The organism is Streptomyces sp. NPDC029122, from assembly GCF_055569445.1.
In genome coordinates, this window is record NZ_JBVHWK010000012.1 from 152,589 (window position 1) to 173,934 (window position 21,346).

The following is a 21,346-nucleotide window of genomic DNA, read 5'->3' on the forward strand; positions in this document are numbered from 1 at the left end:
GCGGAGGGGCTCCGAGCGGGAGAACCGCCGCGGGTTCAGCCGCCGCCCAGTACGCGTACGGGCGAGCCGTCGAGGAAGGCCAGGATGTCCTCGACGGCCTCGCCGTAGTAGGTGGCGTAGTTGGCGCGGGTGACGTAGCCGAGGTGGGGGGTGGCGAGCAGCCGCGGGGCGGTGCGCAGCGGGTGCCCGGCGGGCAGCGGCTCGGTGTCGTAGACATCGAGGCCGGCCCCCGCGATGCGGCCGGCGCGCAGGGCGTCGAGCAGCGCCTCCTGGTCCACGATGGCGGCGCGGGAGGTGTTGACGAGGTAGGCGGTCGGCCGCATCAGCTCCAGCTCCGCCGCGCCGATCAGGCCGCGGGTGCGCTCGCCGAGGGCGAGGTGGACGGAGACGAAGTCGCTGCAGGCCAGCAGCTCCTCCTTGGACGCGGCGAGCCTCACCCCTTCCGCGTCCGCCCGCTCCTTGGTGAGGTTCTGGCTCCAGGCCGTGACCTCCATGCCGAAGGCGAGTCCGATCCGGGCGACCCGGCTGCCGGTCTTGCCGAGGCCCAGCAGGCCGAGGGGCCGCCCGTGCAGGTCGGCGCCGACGGTCTGCTGCCAGGGGCCGCCCTCGCGCAGGGCGGTGTTCTCCTGGACGATCCCGCGTGCCAGGCCCAGCAGCAGGGCCCAGGTCAGCTCGACGGGCGGGGTGGAGGAGCTGGCGGTGCCGCAGACGGTCACCCCGGCGCGCCGGGCGGCGGCATGGTCGATGACCGAGTGGCGCATGCCGCTGGCGACCAGGAGGCGCAGGCGCGGCAGCCGCTCCAGCAGGCCCGCCGGGAAGGCGACGCGTTCGCGCAGGGTGACGACGATGTCGAAGCCGGCCAGACGGGCGGCCAGTTCGTCCTCGTCGTCGAGGTGGTCGGCGTACGTGACCACCTCGACGCCCCGGCCGGTGACCGGGGACCAGTCGGCCAGGGTGGCGGCCGCTCCCTGGAAGTCGTCGAGGACCGCGCAGCGCAGCGGGCCGCTCATGCGTGGGCCTGCGCGACCTCGTCGATCTCGGCCAGCAGTTCCGCCTCCAGCGGGCGGTCGGCCACGGCCGCGTTGGCGCGTACCTGCTCGGGCGAGGTGGCGCCGGCGATGACGGAGGAGCAGCCGGGCTGGGCGGAGAGCCAGCCGATGGCCAGCTCCAGGACGCCGCGGCCGTGCTTCCCGGCGATCGCGGCCAGGGCCTCCACGGTGTCGAGGCGCTCCTCGGTCAGGTAGGCGTCGCGGCCTTCGAGGCGGGAGCCGGCCGGGACGGGGGTGCCCCGGCGGATCTTGCCGGTGAGGAGGCCGTTGGCCAGCGGGAAGTACGGGAGGACGCCGAGGCCGTAGTGGCGGGCGGCGGGGACCAGCTCCCGCTCGGCGGAGCGCTGGAGCAGCGACCACTCGTTCTGCGCGGAGACGAAGGGCACGGCGCCCGTCTCGCGGGCCACGTGGGCGGCTTCGGCGAGCTGCCAGCCGCTGAGGTTGGAGTGGCCGATGTAGCGGACCTTGCCCTCGGTGACGAGCTCGGTGAGGGCGGCGAGGGTTTCCGCGACGGGTGTGGCGGGGTCGGGGCTGTGCAGCTGGTAGAGGTCGATGTGGTCGGTGTCCAGGCGGCGCAGGGACTCCTCGACGGCGCGCCGGATGTAGGCGCGGCCGCCGCGGGCACCGGCGGCGGGGCCGTACCCCATGTCGACGCCGTCGTAGCCGAACTTGGTGGCGAGGACCACCTGGTCGCGGCGGCCCTTGAGGGCCTGGCCGAGGTGGGTCTCGGAGCCGCCGCGGCCGCCGTAGATGTCGGCGGTGTCGAGGAGGGTGATCCCGCAGTCGAGGGCGGCGTCGACGACGGCGCGGGTGGCCTGGGCGTCGAGGCGGCCGCCGAAGTTGTTGCAGCCGAGGCCGACGGCGGAGACCTTCAGTCCTGAGGTGCCCAGGGGGAGATAGCGCATACGGGTCGTTCCTCCGTACTCGTGCGGTTCGCGCGGTCAGTGTGGTTCGGATGGGGGGGCGCGGTTCGGATGGGGGCGCGGTTCGTGCGGTTCGCCGGTCCGCTCGGTTCCGAGCGGTTGGTGCGTGATCGGCGAAGTCGCAGTGTAGGCATACCGGTTGGTCTGTGGCCCCGGTGGCCGTCCGGACGATCGGCGGACCCGGGCGGGAGGGTCCGGATCCCGGGCCCGCTCCGGCGCGAAGGGGGTGGACCGCACCCGGACGGGTGCTTAGGATCAAGGTGACGGCATCGCGTGCCGGTCACCGACCGGGTGAGGCATGGAGGTGCCGTGACATGCCTTTCGGAGGCATTCACCATGTCCGTCCAGCTGAACCACACGATCGTCCACTCCCTCGACAACAAGCGGTCCGCCGCGTTCCTCGCGGACATCCTCGGTCTCGAAGTCGGCCCCGAGTGGGGTCCCTTCGTCCCGGTGTCCACCGCCAACGGCGTGACCCTGGACTTCGCGGCCGTCCCGGCCGAGGCCATCACCCCGCAGCACTACGCGTTCCTGGTCTCGGAGGAGGAGTTCGACTCCGCCTTCGAGAAGATCCGGGCGTCGGGGGTCGAGTACTTCGCCGACCCGCACGGCAAGCACCCGGGCGAGATCAACCACAACGACGGGGGCCGCGGGGTGTACTTCCTGGACCCCGCCGGGCACGCGATGGAGATCCTCACCCGCCCGTACGGCGGTTAGTGCTGCGACCGGAAACGATCACCGGGTTGGCCTGGGATGATCGGTGAATGAGCGAGCGCGAGTGGCAGGCGTTGACCAAGTCCGAGGAAGCGTTCATGGTCAATGCGTATGAGATCGACCTCCTGGCCGGTGTCTGGGGAGATCTCGACGATGCCGATCAGTCCCGGCCCGTGACGGAGCTGGCACAGATCGCGCTCACTCTCGTCGATCGTGGGTGGATCGAGGTTCGTCGAGTCGCGCCGTGGACGTCCGCGTCAGGCGGGGAGGGCTTCCAGCCCGGGGAGCTGGTGCCTCGTGACCAGCTTCCGGCGGTCCTGGGTGACGTGTCCAACTGGGAGCACCCGGACGGCAGCTGGATCGGTGCGGTGACCCTGGTGGAGACGGAAGCGGGTAAGAAGATCACCAGGCGTTCTCCCGAGGAGACGGCTGAGTAGACCGCCGGGGCGGGGGCCCTCAGGCCCCTGCTCCCAGTGGCCGGCCACCCCACCGGATGCCCCTCTCGGCGCGGACACGGGCGCGTTCACGCCGCTGGGCGGCAGGATGCCGGGGTGATGGGCGTTCTGGTTGCGCCGGTGCAGGTACCATCGCGCCTGCCGCGCCGATCGAACATGCCGTCACATCCCACCGCCACGAGGCAGTCGGCACCCAACCGGTGATCGTTTCCGGTCACGGAACTGGCACGGCACGGAAGGGCCCCGGCTCCGGGGCCCTTCCTTCTGTCCGGCCGCGGTGGCCTGGTCCGGCGGCCGGCTCCGGCAGGTAGACGATGCTGGGGGCGCCCGTCGTCGGGTGGACCCCGACGCGGGTGCGGACGCCGTAGACCTCCGCCGGCAGGTCCTCGTTGAGCACCTCGGCCGGTCGGGCCGGCCGCGACGACCCGGCCGGCCGACAGGACGTACAGCCGGTCGCAGAAGGAGGCGGCGGGGTTGAGGGCGTGCAGGACGAGGAGGCCGGTCGCGGGCAGGGCGCGGACCAGGCCGAGCACCTCCGGCTGGTAGCGGATGTCGAGGTGGTTCGTCGGCTCGTCCAGGACGAGCAGGCCCGGTTCCTGGACGAGAGCGCGGGCGACGAGCGCGCGCCGACGCTCACCGACCGGAGAGCTCCTCGAAGCCGCGCTCCGCGCGGGCGGCGGCGCCGACCCTGTCCAGGGCCTCGGCCACGCGCCGCCGGTCCTCCGGGCCGTCCTGCTCCCAGAACCGCTTGTGCGGGCTGCGGCCCATCGCGACGACCTCGCGGACCGTCAGCCCGAAGGTCGCGGAAAAACGAACGGACTCCAGGAGGCTTCGCCTCCTGGAGTCCGTTCTTCGCACCACACCCGGTTGCCGGGCTCAGCAGGGGTAGCAGGATTCGAACCTACGACATCTGGTTTTGGAGACCAGCGCTCTGACCAGCTGAGCTATACCCCTTCGGTGGCGGCAAGCCTGCCATGAAGCGGCCGGAAGATCCAATCCATATTCCGTGTCGCCGGTGGCGGGAGCCGGGCCGGCGGAGGATCGTGGGCGGAGAAGGGGGCGGGTACGCGGAGCGGAGGTGGAGTCGTGCGCCACCGTGCGGGGCGGCTGCTGGGCCCCCTCCTCGTGCTCCTGCTGGTCGGTGCCGGGCCCGACGGGTCCGGGGAGACCGTGTCCCTCGACGGGAACCGGACCGGGGAGCGGCTCGACGTCACGCTGACCCGGGTCGTCGACCCCGCGGGCCGTGCGGACGCGGACCGGCTGGTCGCCGTGGAGCTGCGCCTGGAGAACACCGGGACGGTGCCGTACGAGGACTCCCCCGCGCCGGCCGCGCACCTCCTCGACTCAGAAGGGCAGCGGTTCACCGGCTCGAGCACCGCGACCGGCGCCGGGCCGAGCCTTCCCGGCACCCTCACCCTGCCTCCCGGTGGCTCGGCCTCGGGGTTCGTCACCTTCCGGCTTCCCGAGGACGCCCGCCCCGCCGCGGTGCAGTTCGCGCTGGACGCGGGGCTGGGCGACGACGTGGGGCACTGGAGCCTGCCCTGAGCCCCGTGGCCGCGCGGCGGACAACCGGCCGGAAGTTACCGCGACGCGTGTAGTGACTTAGCAGGCATTCGCCAGTAGAACTTGTTCCCACTCCATCGAGAGTGAGGAACGTCACATGAGTGACAAAGCCCTGAACAGTCACGCGTCCAGAGGCGTTTCCCGCCGCGGATTCATCGCTGGAACTGGTTCTATTCTCGGAGCGGCCGCCCTGGCGGTCAACACGCCCCCCGCCCATGCCGAGCCGGCCATGGCCGCCACCCCCGCCCACACGTCCCTCGCCCCCGGGGCGCACGTCCCGGTCCTCGTGGTCGGCACCGGCTACGGCGGCTCCGTCGCCGCGCTGCGGCTCGCCCAGTCCGGTGTCCCCGTGCACATGGCCGAGATGGGCATGGCCTGGGACACCCCCGGCAGCGACGGCAAGATCTTCGCCAACACCACCAGGCCCGACTACCGTTCGTACTGGCTGCGCACCAGGACCAAGGCACCGCTGAGCAATTTCCTCGGCTTCCCCATCGACAAGGACGTCCCCCGGTACACGGGCATCCTCGATGCCGAGGAGATGGGCGGGATCACCGTCTACCAGGGCCGTGGCGTCGGCGGCGGCTCGCTGGTCAACGGCGGTATGGCCGTGACCCCCAAGCGGCAGAACTTCGCCGCCGTCCTTCCCTCGGTGGACGCCGAGGAGATGTACCGCACCTACTACCCGCGGGCCAACGCCGGGCTCGGGGTGGGACTCATCGACCCGGACTGGTTCGAGACGGTCGCCTGCTACCAGTTCGCCCGCGTGGGCCGCAAGCACGCCCAGCGCTCCGGCTTCCCCTTCGTCTTCGTCCCCGACGTCTACGACTGGGACTACATGAAGCAGGAGGTGGCCGGCACCGTCCCCAAGTCCGCCGTCGACGGGGAGATCCTCTACGGCAACAACGCCGGCAAGAAGTCCCTCCAGCAGACCTACCTGGCCGCCGCCAGGGCGACCGGGAAGGTCACCATCTCGGCCCTGCACCGGGTCACCTCCGTCTCCCCCTCGGACGGTGGCGGCTACACGGTCGTCATGGAGCAGCTCGGCACCACCGGGGACGTCGTCGCCACCAAGTCGGTCACCGCCGACCGGGTGTTCTTCGCGGCCGGCAGTGTCGGGACCAGCAAGCTGCTGGTCCGGCTGAAGGCCACGGGCGCCCTGCCGTACCTGAACGACGAGGTGGGCAAGGGCTGGGGCGACAACGGGAACGTCATGTGCGGCCGCGCGAACCACATGTGGGACCCGACGGGGAAGGTGCAGGCCGCCATCCCCTGCGGCGGCATCGACAACTGGGACGCGGGCGGTGCCTTCGCCGAGGTGGCCCCGCTGCCGACGGGGATCGAGACGTACGCGTCCTTCTACCTCTCCATCACCAAGAACCCGCACCGCGCGCGGTTCTCGTGGAACGCGGCGGCGGGGAAGGTCGAACTGGACTGGCAGACGGCCTGGAAACAGCCGTCCATCGACATGGCCAAGACCGTCTTCGACCGGATCAACGCCAAGGAGGGGACGATCTACCGCACCGACCTCTTCGGCACCAACAAGGTCTGGGGCGACCACCTCACGTACCACCCGCTGGGCGGCGCGGTACTGAACAGGGCCACCGACAACTACGGCCGGCTGCACGGGCACCCGGGCCTGTACGTCATCGACGGAGCGCTGATCCCCGGCAACACCAGCGTCAACCCGTTCGTGACGATCACGGCCCTCGCCGAGCGGAACATAGAGAGGATCATCGCGACGGACCTCTGAGGAGGCCGCCCCCCGGGGCCGTCCGGATCCACCGGGCGGCCCCGGGCCGTGCGGCGGCCGGGGCGTCACGTTCAGCCGCCCGGCAGCACGCAGACGCTGTCGAGGCCCAGTACGTGGTTGAGCCGGCCGAAGGCGAGCCAGGAGCCGATGCTCATGCTCAGCTCCACGATCTCCAGCTGGCTGTAGTGGGCGGTCATCCGCTCCCAGAACCCCTCGTCGAGGTTGTGGTGGTCCAGGGCGTAGCGCTCGGCGTATTCGGCGGCGAGGCGGGTGCGGTCGTCGAAGGCCTTGGTGGTGCGCCATTCGGTGACGGCGTCGGCGAACTCCTCCTCGACCTTCTGCCCGTCCCGCTCGGTGCGCCAGTCGAGGCAGAAGACGCACCCGTTGATCTGCGCGATGCGCAGCCGCGCCGCCTCGAACTCGCGCAGGCCCAGGGTGGTGTGGGCGTAGACGGAGAGGGAGAAGTTGGCGGCGGCCATGCCGATGCCGGGGACCATGTCGCCCCAGACGTACTCGATCGGGTGCTGTCCCTCGGGGATGTCGATCCTCATGGCTGTTTCCTTCCGAGTCTGCCGACTGCGGGCCGCAGCGGGACGTCGAGGGCGTCGTAGAGTCCGGGTTCCGCGGCCACGAGCCAGTCGATGGCTCCCACCAGCCGTCCGACGGCGGTGGCGTTCCCGCCCGCCGAGCGGTTGTCGCCCTCGTCGGTGGCCTCGACGGTCACCTCGATGCGCGGGCGGCCTTCGATGACCACCCGGTGGGCTCCGGCGCCGCCGTCGGGCGGGGCGGGCCAGTCGGGGGCGCAGGAGGCGTGGATCCGGGTGACGTGTTCGATGACGATGCGGGGTTCGCCGCCGACGATGCCCTGGACCTCGAAGCGGATGGCGCCCTGGGTTCCCGCCTCGAACTCGCCCATGGACGGGGTGCTCACCGTGGTGTCGAGGGCACGGCGGTCGGATGTCTCGCGTATCGCGTCGAGTTCGACGCCGAGGGCACGGGCCATCATCCGGATCTGGCCGCCCCAGACCATGGTCGGGACGGAGGGCATGAGCATCATCGGCTGGTGGTCCATCGGGTGGCCCATACCGACGAGGTGGCGTACGGAGTCCGGCTGGTCGTACGTGGAGTAGTCGAAGATCTCCTGGCAGCGGATCGCGTCGACGGTGGTGCCCAGGCCGCTGATCAGCAGCGGGAGTACGTCGTTGCCCCAGCCGGGGTCGACGCCCGAGGCGAAGAGCGAGCCGCCTCCCGCGGCGATCGCGGCCAGCACCGGGTCCCGGAACTCCGGCGGGGCGCCGCGGTGGTCGTAGAGCGGGTAGAGGGCCGGGCTGACCACGGCCGCGCCGGCCGTGATGGCGCGGGTGATGTCGGCGAGGGCGCCGTCGGGGCGGATGTCGCCGGACGCGGCGTAGACGACGGCGGCCGGGCGGGCGGCGAGCACCGCCTCGATGTCGTCGGTGGCCGCCACCCCCAGCCGGTGTCCGAGGCCGGCGAGTTCGCCGGCGTCACGGCCGGCCTTCGCGGGGTTGTGGACGATGACCGCCATGAGTTCGAGCGCCGGGTGGGCGTCGACGGCGCGGATCGCCGCGCGCCCGACGTTGCCGGTGCCCCAGACCACCGTGGGAATCATGCGCGGAGGGTAGCGAGGGGGCGTGGAGGTGCCCAGCGTCGTGAAGGAGGTTTTTCGGACGGGCACCCGCGGGAGCCGGGCGTCAACACCACGTACGCTCCCTGCCATGGGGAACTCGACGGTACGGGCGGTCAACCGGCTCACAGCGCGCTGGGCGTCCGCGGCCTGCGGCGGGGACGGCGGTACGGTCCTCACCGCCGCCGGGGTCTGGCCGCTGCTCGCCCTGATCGCGGACGGAGCGGCGGGCCCGGCCCGCACGGAGCTCTCGGAAGCCCTCGGTGTGCCCGCCCGGGACGCGGCGGGCGCCGCTCGCGAACTCGTGGCCGCCCTGGCCCGCGTACGGGGCCTGCGCGCGGCGACCGGCCTGTGGACCGGAGCCGGGCTCCCGCTGGACACCTCCTGGCTGGCCGGCCTGCCCGAGGGCACCAGGGGCACTCTGACGGGGGATCCGGACGTCGACGGCAAGACGCTGGACGCGTGGGCCGCCGCGCGCACGGACGGCCTCATCGAGCGCATGCCGGTCGCGCTGCCGCAGGGCCCGGACGCGGCACGACTCGTACTGGCCTCCGCTCTCGCGCTGCGGCTGACGTGGATCAAGCCCTTCCAGGAGTTGCCCGGACGGCCGCACGAGGGCCCCTGGGCCGGCCGCCCCCTGGTGCTGCTGCACCGGAGCACCTCTCTACTGGACCGGGTCAGCGTGGCCCACGGCCCCTGCGGCCCGGTCACGCTCATGGAAGTGGTCGGCACCACGGGGGTGGACGTCCACCTCGTCCTGGGCGAGCCGGACACCTCGGCGGGCGAGGTGCTGCGCACCGGGATCGGAGCCGTGACCCGGGCGATACCGTCGACGGCCGGGAGCCTCCTGCCCCCGGGCAGCGCCGGTCCGGGCCTGTCCGTCACCACGGTGCCGTCGATGTCGCCGGAGCCCCGGCTCACCGTCCGGACGCCCGCCTTCGAGGTACGGGCGCATCACGATCTCCTCGAGCGGGCCGCGCTGTTCGGCCTGAGCACGGCCTCGGACGGCCGCTCCGGCCATTTCCCCGGAATCAGCACGGATCCCCTGGCCGTCGGCTCGGCACGGCAGTCGGTGCTCGCCCGCTTCCACGCGACGGGTTTCGAAGCCGCCGCGGTGACGGCGGTCGCCATGGCGCCCGGCGGTGCGCCGCGCTTCCCGTACCGGGTGCGTCGCGCGCAGGTGGCCGTGGACCGCCCCTTCGGGTTCCTGGCCGTGCACCGCGTCTCCCGCCTGGTCCTCGCGGCCGGCTGGGTCACGGACCCCGCGCCGTACCCGGAGCCGTCGGAGGCGGAGAAGCCGGCGGAGGAGCGGGCGGCGGAACTCGAGGACCGCTCCCGGCGGTGAGACGGAGCCGGGGTGCGCTGGGCCTCCCGGACCGCGGAAACGCCCGCTTGCCGGGGCGCGGAGAAAAGATTCTTCCGGATAACCGTTATCCGGGCCCCACTCGACGGTCTCCCAGTTATCGGGCAACATCGACCGCCGGTACGGACAGGGACTTCACATGAGTACACAGCACACGGCAGAGCTGGTGGCAGCGGCCCGCGCGGGCGATCCCCGCGCGCAGGACGAGCTCGTCAGCGCCCACCTGCCGCTCGTCTACAACATCGTCGGGCGCGCTCTGAACGGCTCCCACGACGTGGACGACGTGGTGCAGGACACCATGCTGCGGGCGCTCGACGGGCTGGGCGGCCTGCGGGCGGACGAGAGCTTCCGGTCCTGGCTGGTGGCCATCGCGATGAACCGCGTACGGGCGCACTGGCAGGCCCGCAGCGGCGGTCCGGGGCAGAGCGGGCTGGAGGCCGCCCAGGACGTCGCCGATCCCGGCGCCGACTTCGCCGACCTGACGGTCGTACGGCTCCACCTGTCCGGGCAGCGCCGCGAGACGGCCCGCGCCACGCGCTGGCTGGAGCGCGAGGACCGGGCGCTGCTGTCGCTGTGGTGGCTGGAGTGCGCCGGTGAGCTGACCCGGGCCGACGTGGCCGCCGCCCTGGAGCTGACCCCGCAGCACACGGCGGTGCGCGTGCAGCGGATGAAGGCGCAGCTGGAGTCGGCCCGGGTGGTGGAGCGGGCGCTGGAGGCGCAGCCGCCCTGCGAGGGGCTGCGGGCGATGACGGGCACCTGGGACGGCCGGCCCTCCGCGCTGTGGCGCAAGCGAATAGCCCGGCACGCCCGGGAGTGCCTGCGCTGCTCGGGCCTGTGGAACGGACTGGTGCCGGCGGAGGGGCTGCTGGCGGGGCTGGCGCTGGTCCCGGTCGCGGCGGCGCTCCTGGAGGGGGTACGGTCCGCCGTGGCCGCCGGCTACTCCCCGGCCGGCGCGGCCTTCGCCGACGCGGCGACGCAGCTCTCGCCGGTGGTGTCGGGCCCGGGCCGCGCCGCCCGCCGCAAGGGCGGGGACTCCGCCGCCGGCCCGGACGGCCCCGACGGCCCGGCCGGCCGAGCGGCGCAGCGCAAGCGGCGCCAGAACCGGCGCCGGGCCATCGGCGGGGCGGTGGTCGCCGCGTGCGTCGCGGGCGGCGGCCTGGTGTACCTGGGCCAGTTGCCCGGTTCGCGGGACGCCGGTGCCGGCGGGGCGTCCCCCTCCCCTCTGGCGGCCCTCTCCGCGCCGGACTCCGCCGCGCCGCAGCCGTCCGCCTCCGCCCCGGGCTCCCCCTCGCCTTCCGTTTCCGCGTCGGCCTCGCCGTCCCCCTCGGCTTCTTCTTCGGCCTCCCCCTCGGCCTCCGCGAGCGCCGCGCAGAGCTCGGCGGCTCCCGCGCCGACGAAGAGCACGGCGAAGCCCCCGGCTCCTCCCGCCCCCGGGCCGGCTCCGGCGGGGGTCGCGGGGCAGGTCGTCTCCCTGGTCAACTCCGAGCGCGCGGCGGCCGGCTGCGGTCCGCTGAGGGAGGACGCGCAACTGCGCGACGCCGCCCAGCGGCACTCCGACGACATGGCGCGGCGGGACTTCTTCTCGCACACCAACCCCGACGGCGCCGACCCGGGGGCGCGGACGACGGCCTCCGGATACCGGTGGTCGACGTACGGCGAGAACATCGCCAGGGGGCAGCAGACCGCGCAGGCCGTGATGGATTCCTGGATGAAGAGCCCGGGCCACCGCGCCAACATCCTCAACTGTTCCTTCAAGGACATCGGCGTGGGCATCCACTCCGGTTCCGGCGGGCCGTGGTGGACGCAGAACTTCGGCGCCCGCTGATCCTGCCGGTGTCGCTTCCTCCTCTTTGACTCAGAATCGGGGCAAGATAGGGCCTGGAGCCGAACGGGCAGATCAAAGCGGGCAGGGTGAGGTGCATGGCAAAGCAGGAGCTGCGCCCTCATCAGCGCGAGGCCGTCGACGCCGTCGTGCGCGCGCTGCAGCTGCCCGCCACCGGCCGGGTGCCCGAGCGGGGCCTGCGGACGCAGGTGATCATGGCCACCGGGTCCGGCAAGTCCCTGGTGGCCGTGCGCTCGGCCGAGGAGCTGCGGGCCGGCCGGGTCCTCGTACTGGTCCCCTCGCTCGACCTGCTCGTGCAGACCGTCGCCGCCTGGCGGGAGGGGGGCCGCACCGGCCGGGCGCTCGCGGTGTGCTCGCTGCGCGGAGAGGACGTGGGGGTGCCCACCACGACCGCTCCGGCGCAGCTGGCCCGGTGGGGCTCCCGGCCGGTGGAGCGGGTGACGGTGTTCGCCACGTACGCGTCGCTGGGTCTGGGCACCATCGAGCGGGCGCACCTGGAGGGGCTGCCGCCCTGGGACCTGGTCGTGGTCGACGAGGCGCACCGTACGTCCGGCCGGATCGGCAAGCCCTGGGCGGTGGTGCACGACAACGCGCGGATCCCCTCGGTCCGGCGGCTGTACATGACGGCCACGCCCCGGGTGTGGCGCGACGGCGAGGAGCCCGAAGAGGCGGAGGAGCCCGAGGAGGCCGGCGCGTACGCGGCGGAGACGGCCGGCGGCGCGGAGCCGCAGGGCCGGGGCGGGCTCGTCGCGTCCATGGAGGACGATCCGCAGGGGCCGTTCGGCGCCCGCTGCTACACCCTGTCGCTGTCGGAGGCCATCGACCGGGGCATCTGCGCCCCGTACCGAGTGGTGTGCGTGGACGTCAGCGATCCCGGCTTCCAGGCGGCGGTGCTGCTGGGCGCCGACGGCCGTTCCGACCGGGTGCGCGGGATGCGGCTCGCGGCGCTCCAGGCGGCGCTGGTGAAGGCCGCCGCGGACCAGGGCTTCCGGCGGACGCTGGTGTTCCATCACCTCACCAAGGAGGCCGAGGCGTTCGCGGCGGGGCTTCCGGCGGTCGCGGACCGGCTGCGGGCGGCGAGCCGGTCGGCGCTTCCGGCGTATCCGCGTACGGTCTGGGCGGACTGGCTGTGCGGGCAGCACACGGCGGCGCACCGGCGGCGGGTACTGGAGGCGTTCGCCGCCGACCGGGTCGCGGACAAGGCGTTCCTGGGCAGCGTGCGCGTGCTGGGCGAGGGGGTGGACACGAAGGAGTGCGACTCCGTCTTCTGGGCGGACGTACGCGGTTCCATGCCGGACCTGGTGCAGGCGGTGGGCCGGGCGCTGCGGATGCGGCCGGGCGAGGGCAAGGTGGCCTCCCTGGTGGTGCCGGTGCTGCTGGGGCCCGGGGAGTCACCGGAGTCGATGCTGACGTCACGGGCGTACGGGGACCTCGCGCGGCTCCTGGAGGCGCTGAGGGCGCACGACTCGAGGCTGGTGGAGGCCCTGGCCCAGCCGCAGGCACCGAGCGCGGCGGCGAAGGCCCCGGCGGCGGGCGGGGCCGGCACGGGTCCCGGGGCGGCGGCCCGGGCGCTGCTGAGCTTCTCCGTGCCCCGGGATCCGGCGCTGCTGGCGGCGTTCATCCGGCTGCGCGTGCTCAATCCGGAGCACACGCAGTGGCGGCGCGGGGTGGAGGCGGCACGGATCTACGCGGCGTCGGCCGGGGACCTGAAGGTGCCGTTCGCCTTCAGGGTGCCGGCGGGCGGCGACGCGTGGCCGGCGGCGCTGGCCGGTTTCCCGCTCGGCCAGTGGATCGCGGACGCGCGGCGTACGTACCGCAGGGGCGCCCTGGGCCGGGAACGGACCCGGGAGCTGGAGGAACTCGGCATGGTGTGGAGCCATTTCGACGTGGCCTTCGAGGAGGGGCTCGCGGCGGCCCGCGCCTGGGCCGCCGAGCACGGGCACCTGCTGCCGCCGGTGGAGGCCACCTGGCACGGGATGCCGGTCGGGGTGTGGATGAAGAACAACCGGGCCGCCGCCCGGCGGGAGGGGCCGGGTGCGCTGCCCCAGGAGCGCCGCGAGGCCCTGGACGAGATCGACCCGTCCTGGTGCCCGGCCTGGGACATCGGCTGGCAGCGGGCGTTCCGGCTGACCCGCGCCCATCTGGACGCGGGCGGCGCCGTCCCGTCCGGTCCGGGCTCGGTGGTGGTCCAGGGTGAGGACCTGGGGCTGTGGGTGCGGAGCCAGCGGCTGGGGTGGGAACGCCTGGCCTGGGCGCAGCGGTGGCTGCTGGAGCACGCGCTGGGGCTGACGCCGGCAACGGAGGCGGAGCGCCCGCCGCCGCGGCGCAGTCATGCCGCCGCCTGGGCGGGGCACTTGGAGGCGGCCCGGCGGTTCCACGCCCGCGAGGGGCACCTGCGGGTGCCGCGGACGCACGTGGAGCCGGTCGGGGGGCAGGAGCTGCGGCTGGGCGCGTGGATCGCCAACCAGCGTTCCCGGGCGGCGAAGCTGGCCCCGGAGCGGGTGGCCGCGCTGACGGCGCTGGGGATGCGCTGGTCGGCGTCGTCCTGAGTGCCGCCGGGCAGTGCCGCCGGGCCGGGGTCCGGGTGGCGGGAGGGCCGGTCCGCCAGGACACGGCTGAGCGCGGACACTTCCGTCTACGCGTCCCGGGCGCGGGTGTCCTTCGTCCACGAATGGAAATATCCGGATCATTGGGGCATACCGCCCTGCGGTGCGGCTCCAGAAACCCTCGAAAACCGGTCGTGCGGGGCGCTTTCCGGCATGGCTTCCGGCCGAGTCTCCGATGTGACCCCCCACATAGGGGCCTCGCCGGACCGAAAAAATTACCGTCGAGTAGTATTTCTTCCGCAGATCCTCCCGTCCGGGCCACTGGAGCCGGTCCGGACGGGAAGATCACCCAACTGGTTCTACGCAGAACTTATCCGCCGATGTCCGGATAGTGGTCAACTGTCGTACACGCCCTGGTAGTTCTTCCGCCATGAACAAGATCACCCGCCGGCAGGCCTTGGGCACCACCGCCGGCGCACTCACCGTCCTCGGCATCGCGGGCGCCACCGCGCACGCCGCCGCCACCGACTCCCGTGCCGCCGCCACCCCGGCCGGCACCGTCGACGAGGTGTACCAGGGCCGCCGCATCCAGATATCGGCCGCCACCGGCGGCGGTCACCACGGAGGCCACCACGGCGCCGGCATGCCGACCGTCCGGATAGACGGCCGCGAACTCCACGTCATGCGCAACGCCGACGGCACCTGGATCAGCGTCGTCAACCACTACGAGACGTACGCCGACCCCACCTCGCTGGCCCGCGCCGCCGTCCGGGAGCTCCAGGGCTCGCAGCTCGCCCCGATGCAGATGGGCGGCATGTGATGACCGTGCGCAAGAACCAGGCCACGCTGACCGCCGAGGAGAAGCGCGCCTTCACCAACGCGCTGCTGGAACTGAAGCGGACCGGCCGCTACGACCGCTTCGTCACCACCCACAACGGCTTCATCATGAGCGACACCGACTCGGGCGACCGGGTGGGCCACCGCTCCCCCTCCTTCCTCCCCTGGCACCGCCGCTTTCTGCTCGAGTTCGAGGCGGCTCTTCAGGCGGTGGACAAGAGCGTTTCGCTCCCGTACTGGGACTGGACCGCCGACCGCACCGCCCGTTCCTCCCTCTGGGCCGCCGACTTCCTCGGCGGCACCGGCCGCGCCCGCGACGGGCAGGTCATGGACGGCCCCTTCGCCTACGCGACGGGCAAGTGGGAGGTAGCGGTACGCGTGGACGGCCGCTCCTACCTGCGGCGTGCGCTCGGCGAGGGAGTCGCCCAGCTGCCGACGCGGGCCGAGGTGGACGCCGTACTGGCCATGCCGGTCTACGACATGGCCCCCTGGAACAGCTCCTCGAACGGCTTCCGCAACCACCTCGAGGGGTGGCGCGGCGCCAACCTCCACAACCGGGTGCACGTGTGGGTCGGCGGCCAGATGGCCACCGGCGTCTCCCCCAACGACCCCGTCTTCTGGATGCACCACGCCTTCGTGGACAAGCTGTGGGCCGACTGGCAGGCGAAGAACCCGAACTCGACCTACCTGCCGGCCGCCGGCACCCCGAACGTGATCGACCTGCGCGACACGATGCGGCCGTGGAACGACGTCACCCCGGCGGACATGCTCGACCACCGGAAGTTCTACACGTTCGACACCGAACCGGCCGCCGCCAGCCAGCGGTAGTGCAGTTCGGGGCGGCCGACCTGGCCGTACCGGGGCGTACGGTCCGCGCGGCCGGTGTCCACCAGGTGCTCCAGGTACCGGCGGGCGGTGATCCTGGAGATCCCGGCCGCCTCGGCCGCCGCCGCGGCGGTCAGCCCCTCGGGCGCCGCCCGCAGCAGCGCCGCGACCCGGTCCAGGGTCGGGGCGCTGAGCCCCTTGGGCAGCTGGGCCGAAGCGGGCGCGCGCAGGGCGGCGAGGGCCCGGTCGACGTCGTCCTGGCCCGCCGCCTCGCCCGCGGCCGCGCGGAACTCCGCGTAACGCAGCAGCCGTTCCCTCAGGGTGGGGAAGGCGAAGGGCTTGAGCACGTACTGCACGACGCCGAGCGAGACGCTTTCGCGGACCATGGCCAGGTCCCGCGCGGAGGTCACCGCGATCACGTCGGCGGGGTGTCCGGCCGCCCGCAGTCCGCGCGCGAAGCGCAGCCCGTGGCCGTCGGGCAGGGTGAGGTCGAGCAGCAGCAGGTCGACCCGGGTGCGCTCCAGCACCCGGGTGGCCTCGGCCAGGGAGTGGACGGCCGCCACGGCGGTGAAGCCGGGCACCCGGCCGACGTAGAGCGCGTGGGCGTCGGCGGCGACGGGGTCGTCCTCGACGACGAGGACACGTACGGGCCCGCTCATCGCACACCGCCCCCGGCGGCCCGGCCGGGAAGCCCCCCGGCCGGAGCGTCCGTGTCGTGCCGCCCGGCCGGCGGGGCGCCGCCCGTCCGTGCCCGCCCGGTGCCGGAGGAGGCCGCCGGAGGCACCGGCAGGCGTGCCGTGAACGCCGCTCCGCCGCCCGGGACGCCGCCGGCCTCCACCGAGCCGCCGTGCCGGTGGGCGACCTGGCGCACCAGGGCCAGGCCCAGGCCCCGTCCCTCCCCCTTGCCCGACCAGCCGCGCCGGAATACGTCCACCCCCTCGGGCAGGCCGGGCCCGTTGTCCGCGACCCGCAGCAGCAGCCCGGCCGGGTCCCGCCGCACGGTGACGGTGATCCGTCCGCCGGGCACTCCCGTCAGGGCGTCGAGGGCGTTGTCGACGAGGTTCCCGAGCACCGTCACCAGGTCGCGGGCGGGCGGCACCCCCGGGCCCGCCTCGATCGCCCCGCACTCGGGGGTGACGACCAGTTCGATGCCGCGTTCGTGCGCCTGCGCGGCCTTGCCGAGCAGCAGGGCGACCAGCACCGGCTCGCCGACGGCGGTGACGACCTCGTCGGTCAGGGCCTGGGCCAGCTCCAGTTCCGCGGTGGCGAAGTCCACCGCCTCCTCGCTGCGGCCCAGCTCGATCAGGGAGACGACGGTGTGGAGCCGGTTGGCCGCCTCGTGGGCCTGGGAGCGCAGCGCCTGGGTGAACCCGCGCTCGTGGTCCAGCTCTCCCGTGAGGGCCAGGAGTTCGGTGTGGTCCCGCAGGGTGACGACGGTGCCCCGGCGGCCGCCGCCGGCCACCGGCGAGCTGTTGACGACGAGCACCCGCTCGGCCGTCAGGTGCACCTCGTCGACCCGGGGCCGGTCGGCGAGCAGCGCCCCGGTGAGCGGGGCGGGCAGGCCCAGGTCGGCGACGCCGGTGCCGGTGACCTCCCCGGACAGGCCGAGCAGTTCGCGGCCCGCGTCGTTGATGAGGGTGATCCTGCGGTGGCCGTCGAGCATCAGCAGCCCCTCCCGGACCCCGTGCAGGGCCGCCTGGTGGTAGTCGTACATCCGGCTCAGCTCGGCGGCGTTCATGCCGTGGGTGTGGCGGCGCAGCCGGGCGTTGACCACGTACGTACCCACCGCGCCGAGGGCCAGTGCCCCGGCCGCCACCCAGGCGAGGGCGGTGAGCTGCTCCGCGAGGCGGGCGCTGATGGCGCGGACGGTGATCCCCGCGCTGACCAGGCCGATGACGGTGCCGTCCGTGTCCCTGAGCGGGGTGACGACGCGGATGGAGGGGCCGAGGGTGCCGGTGTACGTCTCGCTGAAGGTCGCGCCGCGCAGGGCCGGGGCGGTGTTGCCGAGGAAGCGCTCGCCGATGCGGCGCGGGTCGGGGTGGGTCCAGCGCCTGCCGTCCGGGGCCATGATCGTCACGAAGTCCACGCCGGAGTCGGTGCGCACCCGCTCGGCATAGGGCTGGAGCACGGTGGAGGGGTCCGCTCCTCCGGTGCCGGGGCGTACGGCCTCGCGTACGGAGGGCGAGTCGGCGACGGCCCGGGCCACCGCCCCGGCCTGCCGGCGGGCGGCGTCCTCGGCCTGCTCGCGGGCGCTCGCGTACGCGAAGACCGCGCAGCCGGCGACGACGAGCGCGACCAGCAGGACCTGCATGGCGAAGAGCTGGCCGGCGAGGCTGCGGGGCGGCCGGGGGAAGCGGAACATGACGCTCAGTGTGCACCGGCCCGTGAACTCAATGAACGCAAGGGTGACCGGGGTCACAGGCTGGGCGATGGTCTCCCGGAACGACCTCACCACCAGGAGACGCGACATGGCCGCCAGACGCGACAGAACCCATTACCTCTACATCGCGGTGATCGCCGCGGTGCTGCTCGGCATCGCCGTCGGCTTCGCCGCGCCCGGCGTGGCCGTGGAGCTCAAGCCGCTGGGCACGGGCTTCGTCAACCTCATCAAGATGATGATCTCGCCGGTGATCTTCTGCACGATCGTGCTGGGGATCGGCTCGGTCCGCAAGGCGGCCAAGGTCGGCGCGGTGGGCGGGCTGGCCCTCGGGTACTTCATGGTGATGTCCACGGTGGCGCTGGCCATCGGCCTGCTGGTGGGGAACCTGCTGGAGCCGGGCAGCGGACTGCACCTGACCGAGGCCGCGGCGCGAGCCGGCGAGGCGCAGGCCAAGGCGGGCGGGGCGGAGAGCACCCAGGAGTTCCTGCTGGGGATCATCCCGACCACCCTGGTCTCCGCCTTCACCGGCGGCGAGGTGCTGCAGACGTTGCTGGTGGCGCTGCTGTGCGGGTTCGCCCTCCAGGCGATGGGCCCGGCCGGCGAGCCGGTGCTGCGCGGGATCGGGCACGTGCAGAAGCTGGTGTTCCGGGTGCTGGCGATGATCATGTGGGTGGCACCCGTCGGCGCCTTCGGGGCGATCGCGGCCGTGGTCGGAGCGACCGGGCTCGACGCGCTGAAGTCCCTCGCGGTCATCATGATCGGCTTCTACACGACCTGTCTGCTCTTCGTCTTCGTGGTGCTGGGCACCCTGCTGCGCGTCTGTACGGGAATCAGCGTGTTCGCGCTGCTGCGCTACCTGGGCCGGGAGTTCCTGCTGATCCTGTCGACCTCCTCCTCGGAGTCGGCGCTGCCGCGGCTGATCGCGAAGATGGAGCACCTGGGCGTCTCCCGGCCGGTCACCGGCATCACGGTGCCGACGGGCTACTCCTTCAACCTGGACGGCACCGCCATCTACCTGACGATGTCCTCCCTGTTCGTCGCGGAGGCCATGGGCAAGCCGCTTGCCCTGGGCGAGCAGATCTCGCTGCTGCTCTTCATGATCGTGGCCTCGAAGGGCGCGGCCGGGGTCACCGGCGCCGGTCTCGCCACCCTGGCCGGCGGCCTCCAGTCGCACCGGCCCGAACTGGTCGACGGCGTGGGCCTGATCGTCGGGATCGACCGCTTCATGAGCGAGGCGCGGGCGCTGACGAACTTCGCGGGCAACGCCGTCGCGACCGTCCTGATCGGGACGTGGACCAAGGAGTTCGACCGCGGGCGGGCCGCCGAGGTCCTCGCGGGCCGGATGCCCTTCGACGAGGCCACGCTGGTGGACGACGGCCATGCGCCGGCCGCCGAAACCGCCCCGTCGGCCGTGCCCGGCCCCGCGGCCGGCGCCAAGGACGGTGTGCCGGTCTGACCGGTACACCCGCGCGACCCGGCCGGGCAGGACTCGCCCCCACGGTGCCCAGCCCGGCCGGCCCCCACGTCAAACCCCAACGAACAGCCGCGAACCGTCACTTTCGGCCATGTGATCTTCAACTCTGCTGCGGGGAAAGGTACTTCCCTACGGGGCGGCGCGTCTGACATCTTGCGTCCACCACTCGTTTCGTACGGCCCGGCAGGTGCCACCAGCACCACCGGGCCGTCATCGGAGGACGCATTGATACCCCACATATCCAGCCGACCTCGACGTGCGCTCGTGCTGGCGGCAGCCATGGGCGCCGCCCTCACCTTCGGAGCCCCCGCCGCGCTCGCCGGCACCGCTCCCGTCGGTCCCTCCGGCTCCCCGGCCGCCGCCCCCGCGGCGGCCCCCCAGGCTGCGGCCCCGGCTTCCCAGAGTGCGACCTGGGCCGCCGGCACCCGCGCCTACCTCGTGATCACCGCCCCCGGTGACAGCTCGGCGGTGCGCTCGGCCGTGACCGCCAACGGCGGCACGGTCTTCGCGTCCTACGACGCGATCGGCGTGATCGTCGCCCACTCGGCCTCCAGCGGCTTCGCCACGGCGATGCGCGGGGTCAGCGGGGTCCAGAAGGTCGGGGCGACCCGCACCTCGGACGTCCCGGCCGACGCCTACAACCCGGCGCTGCCCGCCAACCCGGCCCAGTCGACGACCCCGACCGGCGAGCCGGTCCGCGCCGACATGAGCCAGATCAAGGCGGACCAGGCCTGGGCCGTCAACGCCGGTTCCGCCGCCGTGAAGGTCGGCATCCTCGACACCGGTGTCGACGACCAGCACCAGGACCTGGCGCCCAACTTCAACGCCGCCGACTCGGTCTCCTGCGCCTACGGCAAGACCGACACCCGCGCCGGCGCCTGGCGCGACGTCGGCGACCACGGCACGCACGTCGCCGGCACGGTGGCCGCCGCCAAGAACGGCAAGGGCGTCATCGGCGTGGCCCCGAACGTGAAGATCTCCTCGGTCCGCATCGCCGAGCCGAACACCTCGCTCTTCTTCGCCGAGAACACCATCTGCGGGTTCGTGTGGGCCGGTGACCACGGCTTCAAGGTCACCAACAACAGCTACTACACCGACCCGTGGCAGTTCAACTGCCCGGACAACCTCGACCAGGCCGCCATCATCGAGGGCGTCAACCGCGCCCAGGCGTACGCCGAGGGCAAGGGCTCGCTCCAGATCGCCGCCGCGGGCAACGAGAACTACGACCTCGCCCACAAGACGACCGACACGGCGAGCCCCAACGACTCGACCCCGGTCACCCGCACCATCACCAACGCCTGCGTCGACATCCCGACCGAACTGCCCGGCGTGGTCACGGTCGCGGCGAACGGCACCGGCACCACCAAGGCCTCGTTCTCCAACTTCGGCCAGGGCGTCATCGACGTCGCGGCCCCGGGCCAGGACGTCTACTCGACCGTCCCGGGCGGCAAGTACGGCTCCAAGAGCGGCACGTCGATGGCCAGCCCGCACGTGGCCGGCGTCGCCGCGCTGATGGTGAGCGCCAACCCGGCCCTCACCCCGGCGCAGATCCGCGACCGGCTGGCCACCCAGGCCAACGACATCGCCTGCCCGTCGGACGGCCGCTGCACCGGGACCACGGCCAACAACGCCTTCTTCGGCGAGGGCCAGGTCGACGCGCTGAAGGCGGTCGGCGGCTCCACGCCTCCGGCCGGCAAGTACTTCGAGAACACCGCGGACTTCGCCATCGGCGACAACACCACGGTCGAGAGCCCGATCACCGTCTCCGGCGTGACCGGAAACGCCCCGGCCACCCTCAAGGTCGGCGTGAACATCGCGCACACCTACACCGGTGACCTGAAGGTCGACCTCATCGCCCCGGACGGCACCGTCTACACGGTCCACAACCGGGCCGGCGGCAGCGCGGACAACATCAACCAGACCTACACCGTCAACGCCTCCTCCGAGGTCGCGAACGGCACCTGGAAGCTGCGCGT

Annotated in this window: 17 protein-coding genes, 1 tRNA gene and 1 pseudogene; 11 read left to right on the forward strand and 8 right to left on the reverse strand. The window is 73.2% G+C overall.

The window, feature by feature from the left end; translation table 11 throughout:
• Positions 1 to 35 precede the first annotated feature (35 nt).
• Together ACZ4WZ_RS16930 and ACZ4WZ_RS16935 are read right to left on the reverse strand one after the other, a co-directional pair.
• Complete coding sequence (locus tag ACZ4WZ_RS16930) at positions 36 to 1,010, reverse strand: D-2-hydroxyacid dehydrogenase family protein (RefSeq protein WP_467890838.1); 975 nt, start codon at positions 1,008 to 1,010, stop codon at positions 36 to 38.
• Positions 1,007 to 1,954 carry an aldo/keto reductase gene (locus tag ACZ4WZ_RS16935; protein WP_467890841.1) on the reverse strand — a complete coding sequence of 316 codons (948 nt, stop codon included), beginning with the start codon at positions 1,952 to 1,954 and terminating at the stop codon, positions 1,007 to 1,009. Before ACZ4WZ_RS16935 ends, ACZ4WZ_RS16930 begins: the two co-directional genes overlap by 4 nt.
• 354 nt (positions 1,955 to 2,308) lie before the next feature.
• Between ACZ4WZ_RS16935 and ACZ4WZ_RS16940 the strand changes: the two genes are divergently transcribed.
• Positions 2,309 to 2,689, forward strand: coding sequence for a VOC family protein (locus ACZ4WZ_RS16940; RefSeq protein ID WP_467890843.1), 381 nt, complete (start codon positions 2,309 to 2,311; stop codon positions 2,687 to 2,689).
• 47 nt (positions 2,690 to 2,736) lie between these two features.
• The gene (locus ACZ4WZ_RS16945; RefSeq protein ID WP_467890846.1) at positions 2,737 to 3,123 is read left to right on the forward strand and encodes a hypothetical protein; all 387 of its coding nucleotides are present in this window, start codon (positions 2,737 to 2,739) and stop codon (positions 3,121 to 3,123) included.
• Between the two features lie 232 nt (positions 3,124 to 3,355).
• On the opposite strand, the pseudogene ACZ4WZ_RS16950 reads toward ACZ4WZ_RS16945, so the two are convergent.
• Together ACZ4WZ_RS16950 and ACZ4WZ_RS16955 are read right to left on the reverse strand one after the other, a co-directional pair.
• A pseudogene (locus ACZ4WZ_RS16950) lies at positions 3,356 to 3,945 on the reverse strand (ABC transporter ATP-binding protein); the annotation flags it as partial.
• 76 nt (positions 3,946 to 4,021) lie between these two features.
• Positions 4,022 to 4,095 (reverse strand) — tRNA-Trp (locus ACZ4WZ_RS16955).
• 132 nt (positions 4,096 to 4,227) lie between these two features.
• On the opposite strand from ACZ4WZ_RS16955, the gene ACZ4WZ_RS16960 reads away from it, so the two are divergent.
• Both ACZ4WZ_RS16960 and ACZ4WZ_RS16965 read left to right on the forward strand, forming a co-directional pair.
• The gene (locus ACZ4WZ_RS16960) at positions 4,228 to 4,686 is read left to right on the forward strand and encodes a DUF4352 domain-containing protein (protein ID WP_467890848.1); all 459 of its coding nucleotides are present in this window, start codon (positions 4,228 to 4,230) and stop codon (positions 4,684 to 4,686) included.
• A 115-nt stretch (positions 4,687 to 4,801) separates the two neighbouring features.
• A complete protein-coding gene (locus ACZ4WZ_RS16965; protein ID WP_467890851.1) occupies positions 4,802 to 6,457 on the forward strand; it encodes a GMC oxidoreductase in 1,656 nt (551 codons plus the stop codon).
• A gap of 71 nt (positions 6,458 to 6,528) precedes the next feature.
• Here the strand turns inward: ACZ4WZ_RS16965 and ACZ4WZ_RS16970 are convergent, their stop codons facing one another.
• On the reverse strand, positions 6,529 to 7,008 hold the full coding sequence (locus tag ACZ4WZ_RS16970) for a carboxymuconolactone decarboxylase family protein (RefSeq protein ID WP_467890853.1): 480 nt from the start codon (positions 7,006 to 7,008) through the stop codon (positions 6,529 to 6,531).
• Positions 7,005 to 8,087, reverse strand: coding sequence for an NAD(P)H-dependent amine dehydrogenase family protein (locus ACZ4WZ_RS16975; RefSeq protein WP_467890856.1), 1,083 nt, complete (start codon positions 8,085 to 8,087; stop codon positions 7,005 to 7,007). Before ACZ4WZ_RS16975 ends, ACZ4WZ_RS16970 begins: the two co-directional genes overlap by 4 nt.
• A gap of 106 nt (positions 8,088 to 8,193) precedes the next feature.
• On the opposite strand from ACZ4WZ_RS16975, the gene ACZ4WZ_RS16980 reads away from it, so the two are divergent.
• The 5 genes from ACZ4WZ_RS16980 (at position 8,194) to melC2 (ending at position 15,519) form a co-directional block, all read left to right on the forward strand.
• Positions 8,194 to 9,447, forward strand: a complete 1,254-nt coding sequence (locus ACZ4WZ_RS16980; protein WP_467890858.1) for a serpin family protein — start codon at positions 8,194 to 8,196, stop codon at positions 9,445 to 9,447.
• Between the two features lie 157 nt (positions 9,448 to 9,604).
• A complete protein-coding gene (locus ACZ4WZ_RS16985) occupies positions 9,605 to 11,290 on the forward strand; it encodes a sigma-70 family RNA polymerase sigma factor (RefSeq protein WP_467890860.1) in 1,686 nt (561 codons plus the stop codon).
• A gap of 95 nt (positions 11,291 to 11,385) precedes the next feature.
• Complete coding sequence (locus ACZ4WZ_RS16990) at positions 11,386 to 13,857, forward strand: helicase associated domain-containing protein (RefSeq protein ID WP_467890862.1); 2,472 nt, start codon at positions 11,386 to 11,388, stop codon at positions 13,855 to 13,857.
• Between the two features lie 427 nt (positions 13,858 to 14,284).
• Positions 14,285 to 14,674: an apotyrosinase chaperone MelC1 gene (gene melC1, locus ACZ4WZ_RS16995; RefSeq protein ID WP_467890864.1), complete on the forward strand. Its 390-nt coding sequence runs from the start codon at positions 14,285 to 14,287 to the stop codon at positions 14,672 to 14,674.
• Complete coding sequence (gene melC2, locus ACZ4WZ_RS17000; protein WP_467890865.1) at positions 14,674 to 15,519, forward strand: tyrosinase MelC2; 846 nt, start codon at positions 14,674 to 14,676, stop codon at positions 15,517 to 15,519. The genes melC1 and melC2 overlap by 1 nt, the downstream gene beginning before the upstream one ends.
• Here melC2 and ACZ4WZ_RS17005 read toward each other — a convergent pair.
• Together ACZ4WZ_RS17005 and ACZ4WZ_RS17010 are read right to left on the reverse strand one after the other, a co-directional pair.
• A complete protein-coding gene (locus ACZ4WZ_RS17005; protein ID WP_467890867.1) occupies positions 15,477 to 16,175 on the reverse strand; it encodes a response regulator in 699 nt (232 codons plus the stop codon). The two genes, melC2 and ACZ4WZ_RS17005, sit on opposite strands and share 43 nt — an antisense overlap.
• Complete coding sequence (locus ACZ4WZ_RS17010; protein ID WP_467890895.1) at positions 16,172 to 17,827, reverse strand: sensor histidine kinase; 1,656 nt, start codon at positions 17,825 to 17,827, stop codon at positions 16,172 to 16,174. The genes ACZ4WZ_RS17005 and ACZ4WZ_RS17010 overlap by 4 nt, the downstream gene beginning before the upstream one ends.
• 157 nt (positions 17,828 to 17,984) lie before the next feature.
• On the opposite strand from ACZ4WZ_RS17010, the gene ACZ4WZ_RS17015 reads away from it, so the two are divergent.
• A complete protein-coding gene (locus ACZ4WZ_RS17015; protein ID WP_467890870.1) occupies positions 17,985 to 19,352 on the forward strand; it encodes a cation:dicarboxylate symporter family transporter in 1,368 nt (455 codons plus the stop codon).
• Between the two features lie 282 nt (positions 19,353 to 19,634).
• A partial coding sequence (locus ACZ4WZ_RS17020; RefSeq protein ID WP_467890873.1) for a S8 family peptidase occupies positions 19,635 to 21,346 on the forward strand: 1,712 nt, incomplete at its 3' end.